The organism is Aeromonas sp. R2-2 (genome assembly GCF_040908355.1).
GTDB lineage: Bacteria > Pseudomonadota > Gammaproteobacteria > Enterobacterales > Aeromonadaceae > Aeromonas > Aeromonas veronii.
In genome coordinates this window covers 23455-36941 of sequence record NZ_JBFODQ010000089.1, presented here as the reverse complement: position 1 = coordinate 36941, position 13487 = coordinate 23455, and the positions used below count along the sequence as shown (strand labels likewise).

The 13487-nt window shown below is 60.8% G+C and carries 16 protein-coding genes; 9 read left to right on the top strand and 7 right to left on the bottom strand.

Annotation, left to right across the window (positions count from 1 at the left end):
* The first annotated feature begins 50 nt into the window (after positions 1–50).
* Both AB5Z09_RS18720 and AB5Z09_RS18715 read left to right on the top strand, forming a co-directional pair.
* Positions 51–1355: an NAD(P)/FAD-dependent oxidoreductase gene (locus tag AB5Z09_RS18720; protein ID WP_368195976.1), complete on the top strand. Its 1305-nt coding sequence runs from the start codon at positions 51–53 to the stop codon at positions 1353–1355.
* Between the two features lie 238 nt (positions 1356–1593).
* Positions 1594–2181 (top strand): hypothetical protein, encoded by a 588-nt coding sequence (locus tag AB5Z09_RS18715; protein WP_368195975.1) that lies wholly within the window; start codon positions 1594–1596, stop codon positions 2179–2181.
* Positions 2182–2235: 54 nt separating this feature from the next.
* Here AB5Z09_RS18715 and AB5Z09_RS18710 read toward each other — a convergent pair whose 3' ends face one another.
* From AB5Z09_RS18710 to cutA, 4 genes are all read right to left on the bottom strand, one after another.
* Positions 2236–2649, bottom strand: coding sequence for a hypothetical protein (locus tag AB5Z09_RS18710; protein WP_139428700.1), 414 nt, complete (start codon positions 2647–2649; stop codon positions 2236–2238).
* A 70-nt stretch (positions 2650–2719) separates the two neighbouring features.
* The gene (locus AB5Z09_RS18705; RefSeq protein ID WP_368195974.1) at positions 2720–3211 is read right to left on the bottom strand and encodes a GNAT family N-acetyltransferase; all 492 of its coding nucleotides are present in this window, start codon (positions 3209–3211) and stop codon (positions 2720–2722) included.
* On the bottom strand, positions 3201–5000 hold the full coding sequence (locus AB5Z09_RS18700) for a protein-disulfide reductase DsbD (RefSeq protein ID WP_368195973.1): 1800 nt from the start codon (positions 4998–5000) through the stop codon (positions 3201–3203). The genes AB5Z09_RS18705 and AB5Z09_RS18700 overlap by 11 nt, the downstream gene beginning before the upstream one ends.
* The gene (gene cutA / locus AB5Z09_RS18695) at positions 4997–5314 is read right to left on the bottom strand and encodes a divalent-cation tolerance protein CutA (RefSeq protein WP_058056979.1); all 318 of its coding nucleotides are present in this window, start codon (positions 5312–5314) and stop codon (positions 4997–4999) included. Before cutA ends, AB5Z09_RS18700 begins: the two co-directional genes overlap by 4 nt.
* A 244-nt stretch (positions 5315–5558) precedes the next feature.
* Between cutA and AB5Z09_RS18690 the strand changes: the two genes are divergently transcribed.
* Complete coding sequence (locus AB5Z09_RS18690) at positions 5559–5915, top strand: hypothetical protein (RefSeq protein ID WP_368195972.1); 357 nt, start codon at positions 5559–5561, stop codon at positions 5913–5915.
* A 162-nt stretch (positions 5916–6077) separates the two neighbouring features.
* On the opposite strand, the gene AB5Z09_RS18685 is transcribed toward AB5Z09_RS18690, so the two are convergent.
* Complete coding sequence (locus AB5Z09_RS18685; protein WP_368195971.1) at positions 6078–6524, bottom strand: PACE efflux transporter; 447 nt, start codon at positions 6522–6524, stop codon at positions 6078–6080.
* 125 nt (positions 6525–6649) lie between these two features.
* Between AB5Z09_RS18685 and AB5Z09_RS18680 the strand changes: the two genes are divergently transcribed.
* On the top strand, positions 6650–7531 hold the full coding sequence (locus AB5Z09_RS18680) for a LysR family transcriptional regulator (RefSeq protein ID WP_368195970.1): 882 nt from the start codon (positions 6650–6652) through the stop codon (positions 7529–7531).
* A 6-nt stretch (positions 7532–7537) separates the two neighbouring features.
* Here AB5Z09_RS18680 and ygfZ read toward each other — a convergent pair whose 3' ends face one another.
* Positions 7538–8446 carry a tRNA-modifying protein YgfZ gene (ygfZ, locus tag AB5Z09_RS18675; protein ID WP_368195969.1) on the bottom strand — a complete coding sequence of 303 codons (909 nt, stop codon included), beginning with the start codon at positions 8444–8446 and terminating at the stop codon, positions 7538–7540.
* Between the two features lie 111 nt (positions 8447–8557).
* Here ygfZ and AB5Z09_RS18670 point away from each other — a divergent pair, with 111 nt between their 5' ends.
* Complete coding sequence (locus tag AB5Z09_RS18670) at positions 8558–8827, top strand: succinate dehydrogenase assembly factor 2 (RefSeq protein WP_113739619.1); 270 nt, start codon at positions 8558–8560, stop codon at positions 8825–8827.
* A gap of 19 nt (positions 8828–8846) precedes the next feature.
* The gene (locus AB5Z09_RS18665) at positions 8847–9239 is read left to right on the top strand and encodes a protein YgfX (RefSeq protein ID WP_159157559.1); all 393 of its coding nucleotides are present in this window, start codon (positions 8847–8849) and stop codon (positions 9237–9239) included.
* 156 nt (positions 9240–9395) lie between these two features.
* On the opposite strand, the gene nadB is transcribed toward AB5Z09_RS18665, so the two are convergent.
* Positions 9396–11003: an L-aspartate oxidase gene (nadB, locus tag AB5Z09_RS18660; RefSeq protein ID WP_005335413.1), complete on the bottom strand. Its 1608-nt coding sequence runs from the start codon at positions 11001–11003 to the stop codon at positions 9396–9398.
* 182 nt (positions 11004–11185) lie between these two features.
* Here nadB and rpoE point away from each other — a divergent pair, with 182 nt between their 5' ends.
* Genes rpoE through AB5Z09_RS18645 form a run of 3 tightly spaced genes read left to right on the top strand, consistent with a single transcriptional unit; the run spans position 11186 to position 13394 of the window.
* A complete protein-coding gene (gene rpoE, locus AB5Z09_RS18655) occupies positions 11186–11767 on the top strand; it encodes an RNA polymerase sigma factor RpoE (RefSeq protein WP_005335411.1) in 582 nt (193 codons plus the stop codon).
* Positions 11768–11789: 22 nt separating this feature from the next.
* Positions 11790–12392, top strand: a complete 603-nt coding sequence (locus tag AB5Z09_RS18650; RefSeq protein WP_005335409.1) for an RseA family anti-sigma factor — start codon at positions 11790–11792, stop codon at positions 12390–12392.
* 21 nt (positions 12393–12413) lie between these two features.
* Positions 12414–13394: a MucB/RseB C-terminal domain-containing protein gene (locus AB5Z09_RS18645; protein ID WP_005335407.1), complete on the top strand. Its 981-nt coding sequence runs from the start codon at positions 12414–12416 to the stop codon at positions 13392–13394.
* Positions 13395–13487 lie beyond the last annotated feature (93 nt).

The window sequence follows — 13487 nt, the reverse complement described above, 5'->3', positions numbered from 1 at the left end:
CAAGTTTGCTTATTTTATTAAACAATTTGCAACAAGGCAGGATGCTGAACATGCAGGCAGGAAAGCACATCGGATATCAGGAGCACGCGGCCTCCTACTACGCCGCGACCCGCAACGATCCGCAGCAGTGGCCGGAACTCGAGGCCGAGCTGAAAGCGGATGTCTGCATCATCGGCGGCGGTTTTACCGGCCTCAACACCGCCATCAACCTGGCTGATGCAGGCTACAAGGTGGTGCTGCTGGAGGCCAACCGAATCGGCTGGGGCGCCTCCGGGCGCAACGGCGGCCAGCTTATTCGCGGTATCGGCCACGATACCAGCCAGTTTGCCCGCTGGATTGGTGAGGATGGGGTGCGCGATCTCGACCTGATGGGGCTGGAGGCGGTGCAACTGGTGCGCGAGCGGGTCGAGCGTTTCAATATCGAGTGCGATCTCACCTGGGGTTACTGCGACCTTGCCACCCGTCAGCGCCATCTGGCCGGCTTCGAGGAAGATCTCGACCATCTGGCGAGTCTGGGCTATGAGCACGAACTCAAACTGGTGCCGCGGGAAGATATCCATAGCGTGGTGGGGTCGGATCGCTATATCGGCGGCCTCATCGACATGGGCTCCGGCCATCTCCATCCCCTCAATCTGGCGCTCGGCGAGGCGCGCGCCGCCGCCAGCCTCGGGGTTTCCCTGTTTGAACACTCCAGAGTGACCCATATCGATTACGGCAAGCAGGTTGAAGTGACCACCGCCCACGGCCGGGTCACAGCCGACTATCTGGTGATCGGCTGCAACGCCTACCTCAATGACCTCAATCCGGAGCTGGGAGGGCGGGTGCTGCCGGCCGGCTCCTACATTCTCGCCACCGAGGTGCTGGATCGCCGCTTGCGCCAGCGATTGCTGCCGCAAAACATGGCGGTGTGCGACCAGAATGTTGCGCTCGACTACTACCGCCTCTCTGCCGATGGCCGCCTGCTGTTTGGCGGCGCCTGCAACTATTCGGGGCGAGACCCGAAGGATATCAAGGCCTTTATGTTGCCCAAGATGCTGCGAGTCTTCCCCGAGCTGGCTGGCACTGCCATCGAGTTTCAGTGGGGCGGCATGATCGGGATCGGCGCCAACCGGCTGCCGCAGATTGGCCGCTTGAAGGAATACCCAAACGTGTTCTACGCCCAGGCCTATTCGGGTCACGGCCTCAACGCCACCCATATGGCGGGCAAGCTGGTGGCCGAGGCGATCCGCGGCGAGAGCCGGGGTTTCGATCTCTTTGCCAGCGTGCCCCATATCACCTTCCCCGGCGGCCCGGCGCTGCGCTCTCCGCTGCTGGCACTGGGAATGTTGTGGCACCGGATGAAGGATATCTTCTGACCCCCATTGTCAGCCTGCGCAGTGATGGCTGAACGCCAGCCCCCTTGCCAACCTCTTGTTTATAGCGGGTTAGCACTATCGTTCCGCCTGATAGACCAAAAGATGCATTCGCGCCAATCTCGTCCGGTTGGCGCTATCTTTTAGGTGTGAGAGCGGTTATCTGCCAATGGGCAAAGGGTTGTCAGATTGCCGGAATATTTGCCGAAAATGGCCAGAGGGCGGGGAGAGGAGGGCCAAGATGGAGATAAATGTAATCGCGTCAGGCGGGCTCAGCCCGCTGGCGCAACGGCAGGGTTCTCCCGCCGTGCAGGCACAGGAGCGGGCTGCGACTTCACCATCAACGGGCAGTGACAGCCTGGTGCGCGACCTTGGCGCTGTGCTGGATGAGCTGGGACTGTCAGCGCAAGGGGAGAGCAGCGGCGGTGGCACTGTTTCAATCAGAGATTCGCTGGAAGCGTTCATCAACACCATGATGGGCTCCCTGCAACAGCAGCAGGAGCAACAGTTGGCATTGCAGCAACAACAGCGGCAAGAGCAGGAACAGCGCAAACTCGTCATCGCCGACAGCAGCGAAAACCCGCTCAAACAGGATCTGGAGCGCCTGCTGGAGAAGCTGGATCAGCAGGGCGGACAGGAAAAAGAGAGCGAGCAAGGAGCCGAGCGTGAAGCGGTCAATCCCTTGCAGAGCCAGCTGACCAAGCTGCTGGAGAGCAGTGGTGCGGCAGAGAGCGGGGTCACCCTCAAGGAGGTACTCTCAGGGTTGGCCAGCAAGCTGCCGAGCGAACCTGCCGAGCGAAAAGGGTATCGGGTCGATACCCAGGTTTGAGCTGGTTGGCAACGGCAGTCCAGTCGTTGCAGAGCATAAGGGGCGGAAAGCGCTTTATTGGGCCGGTTCCGCCAGTCGCCAGCCCTGTTCGCCCTTCATCATCCACACCTCGCCCTCTTGTGGCAGCACTTGGCCTGCCTCGAACTCGCCATATTTACGCTCGAGCTCCATCAGCCCCATCTCCTGCTGGAAGGGGCCAACCCGGTCGTAGACCAGATCCTCGTCGTGCAACACCTGCAACTGATCGAGCCCCTGCTTGAAGTGGAGCTGGTAACTCACCTTGACCAGATAGACCCCCTCCATCCGCTCCTCCTTGCTGAGGATGGTGAAGTCGCTGATATCGAACAGGTTGGCGTCTGTCTCGGCCAGCAGCTTGGCGGTGACCTGCTGGCGGATATCCTCTTCACCGGGCCCTGCACTGCAGCCATAAAGCCAGAGGGCTAGCAGGGGGATGAACCACTTTTTCATCAAAACTCCGGACAAGTGCAAAACGAGAGGGGCGATTGTGCCACGCGAATGCGCGGCGGCAAACCTCGGCTCACGGTTCCAGTGAACGTTCCAGCACGATGGCCTCGGCCCGATAACCTGCCAGCTCGCGGCGATAGCACTCGGTGAACCCTCTGCGCAGCCAGAAGGATAGAGCACTCTCATTGCTGGCAATCACTGACAGGCGAAGCCGGGTAGCCCCCCATGAGCTTGCCATCGTGCAGGCGTGAAGATAGAGCGACTGACCACGGCCACTCCCTTGCCAGGGTTCCCCCACCAGTAACAGACCCAGATAGGCGGTGTCTGGATTGGGGTAGCCGCGCAGCAGATCAATGACAGCGGTGAGCTCTCCCTGCTCCCAGCGGCCGATGAGATGTTTGTCGGAGAGAGGCAGGCCGGGTGGGCAGGCGACAAGTTCCTCTTCTCCCGCCAGTGCAGAGAGAGGGTCATTGCTCACCGCCGCCTGATAGGAGGGGGCAAACTCGAATAGCCGCTGCAAGGCAGGTGCATCGCTTGTCTGCAGCCGACGCAACTCAGTGTGCATCACTTACCATCTCGAGATGTTTGGCAAAGGGGATAGGCCCCATAAAACCGGTGACCCGCTGCCCTGTCAGCTCCTTGCCCTCGCGGTCGAAGAAGATCAGGGTCGGCAGCCCCAGCACATTGAGACTGTTGAGCAGCTCGATATCGGCATCGTCGTTGGCGGTAACATCCGCCTGCAGCAGCACCATCTGGCCGAAGCGCTCCCTCACCGTGGGATCGCTGAAGGTCTTGTGCTCGAACTCCTTGCAGGCGACGCACCAGTCGGCGTAGAGGTCGAGCAGCACCGGCTTGCCGCGGGCGGCGGCCAGCTGCACCTTGAGATCATCCAGCGTCTTGACGCGGATAAACCGCGGCGCCGTTTGACTGACATCCGCCGTGATGGCAGCAGGGGTGGCCGGTTGCAGCAGATCCTTGCCCACCACCACGGCGCTGATCATCGCCAGCAACAGCACGAAGCCGCGTACGCTTTTGGCCACCGAGTGGGGCTGGTGCTGGTTGTGGTGATAGAGATAGCCGCACAGCAGCAGCCCCCAGCCGAGCCAGGCGAGGGTAGTAACTTGATCGCTCCATAGCCGTGACAGCAGCAGGATCGGCACTGCCAGCAGGGCAAAACCAAACAGCTGCTTGATCACATCCATCCAGGCGCCCGCCTTGGGCAGTAGCTTGCCACCCGAGGTGCCGAGCAGCAGCAGCGGCAGACCCATCCCCAGTGACAGCGCATAGAGCGCCGCCCCGCCGAGCCAGAGATCGCCGCTCTGGGCCACGTAGATCAGCGCCCCCGAGAGCGGCGCCGTGGTGCAGGGGGAGCAGACCAGCCCAGAGATCATCCCCATGATGGCGACCCCGACTACTGAGCCGCCCTGCTGGCGGTTGGAGAGGCCGGAGAGACGGGTTTGCAAACCGCTCGGCAGTTGCAGGGTATAGAGTCCGAACATGGAGAGGGCCAGCAGCACGAACATCACCGATAGACCGATCAGCACATAGGGGTGTTGCAGCGCCGCCTGGAATTTCAGCCCAGCCGAGGCCACTACCAGTCCGAGCAAGGTGTAGGTGACCGCCATCCCCTGCACATAGACAAAGGAGAGCAGGAAGGCGCGACCGGTGGAGAGGCGATGGCCGGCACCGGCGATGATGCCGGTCAGAATGGGATACATGGGGAAGACGCAGGGGGTGAAGGCGAGCCCCAGCCCCAGCGCGAAGAAGGCGACGATGCTGAGCCAAAAACCCTGATTACCGAGGGCGGCGGCCAGCTGATCCTGCTGGCTAACCGGTGCGACGCTTTGTGCCGCATCAGCAGTTGACGCTGTGGTTGCCGTGACCAGCGGGGCCACATCGATCAGCTTGTCGGTCGGTGGATAGCAGAGGCCGTCGGTACAGCCCTGATAGCGCACCCGCAGGGTAGCATTTTCCCCCACCTCCTTTAGCGGCACCGCGATGCTCACCTGCTGGTAGTAGACCCGGGTCTTGCCGAAGAAGTCATCCTCGTGCTCGGTGCCTTCTGGCAGGGTCGGCTCGCTGAAGGTGAGGTTGTTCGCCTTGAAGCGCAGGCTGTGGCGATAGAGGTAGTAATCGTCGGCGATGTGGAGGGTTAGCAGCAGCTGATCGCCACGCCGTTCGCTCTCGATCTGAAAGGCCTCATCGACCTGCAAAAATTTGGGCTTGGCGTTGGCCTCAATACCCAGCGAGCTGAGCAGATCGGCGCCGCTGGCGTGGGCTGGGGAGCTGCCCACCGCTGTCGTCAACAGGGCACAGAGCAGCAGCAGGGGAGAGAGCAAGCGGATGAACGTCATGAGGTCTCCCCATTGAGCCAGTCGAGATAGGCGGGTAGTCCGGCACTCACCGGCAGAGCCAGCAGCTCGGGCACCTCATAAGGGTGATTGGCCTGAATACATGCCTGCAGCTCGGCAAAGCGCGACTGGCGGGATTTGATGATGAGCTGGATCTCGGTGGCGCGCTCCACCTTGCCTTGCCAACGATAGACGGAGGTAATGCCCGGCAGTTGATTGATGCAGGCGGCCAGCCGCTGGTTCAGCAGCTGTTCGCAGAGAAGGTCGGCACTGGTTTGATCTGGGCAGGTGCAGAGCACCACAATGGCGTCGGTCATAAAGCGGATCTTCACCTCGTTGGGGTAAACCGGGCAGGCGCCCTTGCCGTCTCATCCCTGTCTGCGGATGAAGGTGAAAAAAGCGCCCGAAAATCAGCGGCTACTATACCCCAGAGCCGCTTCAAATAGCATCTGTAGCCATTTGTGAGCCAGCGCCAAAAATTTGTGGGGGGCATGAGATAGACGCTGTCATGGGGACAGGGCAGAATGAGCGAGCTTGTTCCCAATTGACGTAAGGAAATGTATGACCCAACAGAATGAGCAGCAGAGAAACCGCATGTTGAGCCTGCTGCGCGAAGGTGAGCGCCGCATGTTGGTTCAATTGGCCGGGCTGCTGCGCACGACCGCCGATGAAATCAATGCCGAGCTGGAGAAAGAGGAGCTGATGGCCACCCTGGAGCAGCCCATTACAGTGGAGTATCTCAACGGCGTGGTGCAGCACCATCTGTTCGAGCGCAAACACAAGGGAGATATGGCGGTTGCCCAGCAGATCCTGAGCGATTATCAGAGCGAGCTGGAAGCGCTGCAGACCGCTCAGGCCCAGCCTGAAGAGGTGGTCGCAACTGACGAGAGCGGCGAAGAGCTCAAGGCCCAGGCTTGAGCCACGGGCAGGCCTGAATCCTTACCTCAGAATCAGCCGGCCTGCCTGCGCTGATCCCTCTTGCGGCCCCATCATGTTTGCCATGGTGAGGCCGTGTCGTTTCTTCTGTTGCCTTCCCTTGTTGACCTTCACTTCTCGGTTTCAATCCAACTGATTCGTGCCTTAGCGCGCCTCTTGGGGCATGCCGTGCGGCACTTCGCGGGGGATGGGAAACACCTTGTCATAGCCCCAGTTGTAGACGAAGGCATAGATCAGATAGAAGACGACGAAGCCCAGATCCAGCACCAGCGCCTCCAGCATGCTGACGCTCAGCCACCAGGACATGACCGGCAGCGCGACGATCAGCAGACCGCCCTCAAAGCCGAAGGTATGCAGCACCCGTTGCCACAGGGTCTTGTGGGTATGGCCCTGATATTTCAGCAGCAGCTTGTCGACCCCGATGTTGTAGATGTAGTTCCAGACGGTGGCCAGCACCGAGAAGAACAGTGCCAGCGGGCCCATATGGTTGAGCCCGACCCCGGTAACCCAGCTGGCCAGCGGGGCGGCAACCAGCAGGCCAATAAATTCAAAGCCAATCGCATGGCGCAGGCGATCGTTACGGGTACGCATAAGTCACTCTCTCAATCAGGTTCATTCACGGATTGCTGGTTAATCTATAGATCTTTAGCGATAGATTCATGTTGGTCTCCATCGCTAAAATAGATGGATGAGAGGGCTTGCCGGAGGGCCATAAGATGACGCCATCACTGGAACAACTGAGGATCTTGCTGGCGGCCGCCGAAACCGGCTCGTTTTCCGCTGCCGCCCGCAAGCTGGGCAAGGCGCAGTCGGTGGTGAGCAGCGCCATCGCCAATCTGGAGATCGATCTGGCGCTCACCCTGTTTGACCGCAGCGGCCGCTATCCGCAGCTGACGGAGGCGGGGGCCCGCATGGTGCAGGAGGCGGGGATCCTGCTGGCGCAGAGTGAACGATTGCAATCCATTGCCGGGGAGCTGGCGGCCGGGGTGGAGACTCGGCTCACTCTGGCCATCGATGATGACTCCCACCTCCCCTGGCTCGGCACCCTGCTGGAGGAGTTCGCCACTCGCTATCCGACCGTGGAGCTGGAGCTGCTCTTCCCGTTGATGGAGGACGTGACCGAGATGCTGGTGACCGGGCGGGCCCAGCTCGGCATCAGCTATCAGAAAGTGCATCCCCAGCGGGAGATTGTCGCCCATTCGCTGGGGGAGGTGACCATGCCGCTGGTGGTGTCACCGGATCATCCGCTGGCCCGCAAGCAGCCGCTGCAGGAGGTCGATCTGCAGGGGGCGCGCCAGCTGATGGTCACCGGCCGACGGGAAGGGAGCGAGCGTCAGCGCTTTCGCATCTCGGCTCAGGTGTGGTGGGTCGAGGGGGATCTCGGGGTGCTGGAGCTGGTCAAGCGGGGCCTTGGCTGGTCCGCCATCCCGGAATTTCTGCTGCATCAGCCGTTGGCTCGCGGCGAAGTGGTGGTGCTGGAGCCGGACTTTATCGCCAGCCACGCGCTGGCGCTGGAGTTGCAGTGGCATCGCGCCCGCCCGCTGGGGCAGGCGGGGCGCTGGCTGAAGGAGGCACTGCTGGCGCGGGTGCCTCGCTAGCCGACCTTACTCGGTCAGGGCGTAAGGCAGGGGTTGCAGGGTGAGGCGGGAGCCTTCGTCCTGCTTGAGACGGAATTGGGCGTCAGCCTCGGTATCTTTCGGCAGTACGGCGGTGAGCCACACCTGACCCTGATGTTGCCAGGCGTTGAGCACCATGCCGCTGCGGCGCCAGTTGTCACCCAGTTGCAGCTCCAGGATATCGCCGCTGGCGACCGGCTCGCCGGTAGTCCCCGCCAGCAGGAACAGGGCGCGGTTGTTGGCGCCGCGATACTTGGCGCGGGCCACCGTCTCTTGCCCCATGTAGCAGCCCTTGTTGAAGCTGATGCCGTCCAGTGCCTGCAGGTTGAGCATCTGCGGGATGAACTCCCCCTGATGCACCGCTTCCATGTGTGGCAGGCCCGCCTTGATCTCGAGCCCCCACCAGAGTGACTCGTCACCTTGCGGCAGAGCGTCGGCTTGCTTATTGCTCACCAGCAGCCAGCGATCCTGCTCAATCTTCACCGCCATGCCGCCGTCGATAAGACCGCTCTGCTCAAGGCCAAACTGCGCGGCGATCCACCCATCGCTGCCTGTACCGGCGATCCCGGTGGCGTGGCGTTCATCGGCGGCGATCTCGACCTTGGAGAATACGGCAAATTTCTTCAGCTCCGGCAACTGACGTTCCAGCACTGAAGGGCTGGTCAGCAGCAGCAGGCTGTCGTCGAGACAGAGCAGGCGGAAATTGCTCCACAGCTTGCCCTTGGGATCACAGTGGCCGCCCGGGGTCTGTTGCCCCGGTTGCAGGGCGTTGACATCACAGGTGACCTGACCTTGCAGATATTTGGCGCGATCCTGGCCGCTGATACGGGTGATGGCCAGCTTGGTCAGGGGGAAGCGGGTCGGCTCGGCAGGAAAAACAGGTGGTTGCAGGCTCACGATGGTATTCCAGAGAGAAAGTATGTGAGCTGCATGGTAAAGACGTAACTAATGTTTGTCAGCCGGAAAATCCAGCTGGTACCATCCCCCGGTCTTTGTAAGGAGAGTGCCATGTTGAGCCCAGTTGAAAAATCCCGCCTGAAGTGGGCCTGCCGTCGCGGTATGCTCGAGCTGGATGTGATCTTTATGCCCTTTTTCGAACACGAGTTCGACTCCCTGAGCGAAGCCGATCAGCAGACCTTTATCCGCCTGCTGACGAGCGACGATCCGGATCTGTTCAAATGGTGCATGGGTCATGGTGTCCCTGCCGATCCGGCATTTGCCGCCATGATCCCGATGATCCTGGAGCGCAATCAGGCGCGCCACGACCGCCAGGGGTAATCCTGTGGAGCGGGTGATCATGACGGTTCACCCCTCCCGCCATCAGCAATGTTTGCTGGTGGCCCTCTTTCTGTTGCTGCTCTGGCCGGTGGCTGGCCTGATTGCCGGTTGGCAGTGGGCACTGTTGCTGCCCGTCTGGCTCGTGGCGCTCTGGCTGAGCTGGCGTGCGCTCGCCGCGCCCCCGTTCGAGCTCGTCTGGGATGGCCAGTGGTTGCAGTGGCAAGGTCGTCGCTATCAGCTCGACAAGAAAAGCCGCATTCTGCCCGGCGTGCTCAGGTTGGCGCTTTGTCCCGAGCAGCAAGAGAGTGGAGTTGTGTCGCCACGGCAACTGTGGATCTTCTCCGACGCCCTTTCCCCCGAACATTACCGCCTGCTGGCGCGAGCCATCCACTTTCTGCCGTCTCGGCGCTGATGCCTGCTTTACCGTGATGACCATGCGCTGATTTATCGCGATAAGCTGTTGCCATGTGGCTGGCGACACTCTTTTTGTGGCTGAAAAGCAGTTGAAAACAAGTGACCCCGCCGGGGCGGGGTCACTGATTGCTGCAACGCTTGGCAGGAAGGGGGATTAATCCCGCTCCGGGGTCAGCACGGTTGGCTTGGAGTCCGGCAGCATATCCGGATGATCCAGGTTGTAGTGCAGGCCGCGAGACTCCTTGCGCTGCAGGGCGCAGTTGACGATAAGCTCGGCTACCTGCAGCAGGTTGCGCAGCTCCAGCAGGTTGTTGGAGACGCGGAAGTTGGCGTAGTACTCCTGCACCTCCTGCTTGAGCAGGTCGATGCGGCGCTTGGCGCGGGCCAGGCGTTTGTTGGTACGCACTATCCCCACGTAGTCCCACATCATCAGCCGCAGCTCGTGCCAGTTGTGCTGGATCACCACCAGTTCGTCGGAATCTTCCACCTTGCTCTCGTCCCATACCGGCAGGCGCGGCGGCTCCACGCTCATCGGCAGCTTGGCCAGAATATCGGCCCCTGCCTGATGGGCATAGACCACGCATTCCAGCAGGGAGTTGGAGGCCATGCGGTTGGCGCCGTGCAGACCGGTGTAGGTCACTTCGCCGATGGCGTAGAGGCCGGGGATATCGGTCTGGCCGTTGTTGTCGATCATCACGCCGCCACAGGTGTAGTGGGCGGCAGGCACGATGGGCATCGGCTCCTTGGTGATGTCGATGCCGACCGCGAGGCAACGCTCATAAATGGTCGGGAAGTGCTTGATGATGAAATCGGCCGGTTTGTGGCTGATATCCAGATACATGCAGTCCGCCCCGAGCCGCTTCATCTCGTGGTCGATGGCGCGGGCGACGATATCCCGTGGTGCCAGCTCGGCCCGCTCATCAAACTCCGGCATAAAGCGGCTGCCGTCCGGGCGGCGCAGATAGGCCCCCTCGCCACGCAGCGCTTCGGTCAGCAGGAAGTTGGGGTCGTCCGGGTGGAACAGGCTGGTGGGGTGGAACTGGTTGAACTCCAGGTTCGCCACCCGGCAACCGGCCCGCCATGCCATGGCGATGCCATCGCCAGAGCTCACATCCGGGTTGGAGGTGTACTGGTAGACCTTGGAGGCACCACCGGTGGCCAGTGCCACGAAACGGGCGCGGATCACCTCGACCTGCTCGGCGTTGCGGTTCCAGACGTAGGCGCCGAGCACCTTGTTGCCTGGCAGGTTGAGCTTGCGGGTGGTGATGAGGTCGACCGCGTTGAAGCGCTCCATCAGCTGGATATTGGGGTGAGCGCGCACCTGATCGATCAGGGTGAGCTGCACCGCCTTGCCGGTGGCATCCGCCGCGTGGAAGATGCGGCGATGGCTGTGGCCCCCTTCACGAGTCAGGTGGTACTGGGACTCGCCGTCGGCGTTCTCCTCCTGATCGAAGGGGACCCCTTGCTGAATGAGCCACTGGATGGATTCGCGGGCGTGGCGTGCGGTGAACTCGACCACTGCCGGGTCACACAACCCGGCGCCCGCGTTGAGCGTGTCGCTCACGTGGGATTCGATGCTGTCGGTTTCGTCGAAAACGGCAGCGATGCCTCCTTGCGCATAGAAAGTGGCCCCTTCACTGATGGGCCCCTTGCTCAGAACCAGGACTTTGGCGTGGTCTGCCAATCGCAACGCGAGGGACAAACCAGCGGCACCGCTGCCAATGATCAGTACATCGCAAAGGTATTCAACACTTGCTTTCATAAGTATCATTGGCCTGGATTAAGAACTGGCACCATGGTAGCCCAAGCGAGGGCGAGGATGCAGCCTGCATCACATTTTTTTCAATTGAAGCGAACTTTCTCTGATTCTCCCTGTCTGAACTTGTGCGCTTAGGAAGGGCCGGAAAAGAAAAACGATAACCTGATGGGGGTTTTACGGCTCTGATGAGCGACCAGAATCTACTGGACGAACAGCTGGTTGAACGGGTCCAGCGCGGCGATAAAGCAGCTTTCAACCTGTTGGTAAAAAAATACCAGCATAAGGTGGTCAACCTGGTTGCCAGGTATGTCAACAATCCCGGTGATGTGCCCGATGTGGCGCAAGAGGCCTTTATAAAAGCCTACCGTGCATTGCCGACATTCCGTGGCGAAAGTGCTTTTTACACCTGGTTGTACCGAATTGCCGTGAACACGGCGAAGAATTATCTCACCTCCCAGGGGCGCAGGCCGCCCAGCAGTGATGTGGAGGCTGACGAAGCGGAGTCTTATGGTGGTGGTGAAGCCTTGCAAGAGGTCTCAACCCCTGAAAACCTGGCGCTGACTGACGAGATCAAACGCACCGTGTTTTCAGCCATAGAGGCATTGCCGGAAGACCTGAGGACAGCTATCACCCTTCGCGAACTGGAAGGGCTGAGCTACGAAGAGATTGCCGAAATCATGGATTGCCCAGTGGGTACGGTCAGATCCCGTATCTTCCGGGCGAGGGAAGCAATCGATAAAAAGCTGCAACCTCTGATCGAGAATTAACTGGGGAAAGACGGGTTAACTTATGGCAAATAAAGAGCAAATCTCTGCCCTGATGGATGGTGACCTGAGTGACGCAGAGGTACTGAACGAGCTGGAGATGGACTCCGACTTGCAAGATACCTGGGGTCGTTACCACCTGATCGGCGATGCCATGCGGGGTGACCTGCCGGTCAATCTGCAACTGGATCTCAGTGACAGCATCATGGCTGCGCTGGAGGATGAGCCCACCATACTGGCACCCAAGCCGGTCGAGACGGCTCCCGTGCTGCAACCTGCCGTTGCACCGGTCAAGACAGATTCTAATGTGGTTCCGTTGTTCCGCCGTGTTGGTCAGCAACTGGGTCAATATGCCATTGCGGCATCCGTGGCCGCTGCCGTTATCTTCGGGGTGCAGCAGTATCAGGGGCAGGATGGCGTTCCGGCCAATCCGGTGCTCAATACCATTCCAATCGGTGGCAGTGCGGCGCCGGTGAGTGTTCACTATCCGCAACAGGATGGCGCCCGTGCCCGTCAGCAAGGGCTGACCGAACAGCAGATGCAGGAGCAGCGGGAGCGGATTAACGCCTTCTTGCGTGACCACCAGTTGCAGCAGCGCCTGTTGCAAGACAGACAGATCCAACAATAACGAATTGTCAGGGATACAAACGTGCGCCAGTCCAGCCGTATTTTGCTGGCCTCTCTCCTGCTGATTAGTGCCAAGGCCTCGGCCGACGATAAGTCGGCCGAGGCCTTGTTGCAGCAGATGCAGAGTGCCGTGCAGCAACAGAATTTCGAGTTGTCCATGGTCAAGGCCCGTCAGGGGCGTCTTGAACCGATCCGGATCAGCCATGCCGTGATCAACGGCAAGGAAGTGGCCCACCTCAGTTACCTCGACGGCAAGGCGATCGAGTATCTCCAGCGCCAGAACGAATACACCTTCTTTGAAAACAGCCACGATCCCTACACCCTGAAGGATGCCCGCTTCCCCGGCATCTGGTCGACCCTGGTGAAGATGCCGCTGGCACAGGTGCTGGAGAGCTATGATCCTGTGCTGGCCGGCCGCAGCCGGGTTGCCGGTGTGGTGGCGCAGGTGGTAAGGCTGGTGCCTAAAGAGGCCGACAAATATGGTTTCGTGCTCTGGATTGATGAGCAGAGCCACTTGCTGCTGCGGATCGACATGGTCGAGCGGGAAGGCAATCTGGTGGAGCAGGTGCTCGGTGTCGAGCTGGATCTGCAGAGCAAACCGGCCCCCTGGCTGGTGAAGCTGGCCAACAGCAAGCAGCCTCCGGCGCTGGCGCTGGAGGATGCCTATCCGGCGCCACAACAGCAGTTGAACTGGCAGATCACCTGGCTGCCCGATGGCTTCAAGGTGCTGTCGCAAGACCGGCACCAGCTGGTGACCACCAGTATGCCGGTGGACTACATGATGCTCTCCGACGGGCTGGTGGATCTCTCGGTCTACGTCTCCCGGGTGGATCCCAAGCAGGCGGTGCGCCAGCAGCTGATCCGCCAGGGGGCGACCTCGCTGGTGAGCTATGTCAACGAGGTGGGGGTCGAGATCACCGTGGTCGGTGAGGTGCCTGCCGAAACCGCCAAGCGCATCGCCGAGTCGGTCCAGCCGCTGGCCCGCAACGAAGCGGTGCAGTAACGGGGGATGCGGGGTTCTTCACCGCTTGCCGAGCGTGGCGAGTCGTGGTCAGATCCCCTGATTGTGTGAACCCGAGGTGTTGCCGTGAATGAG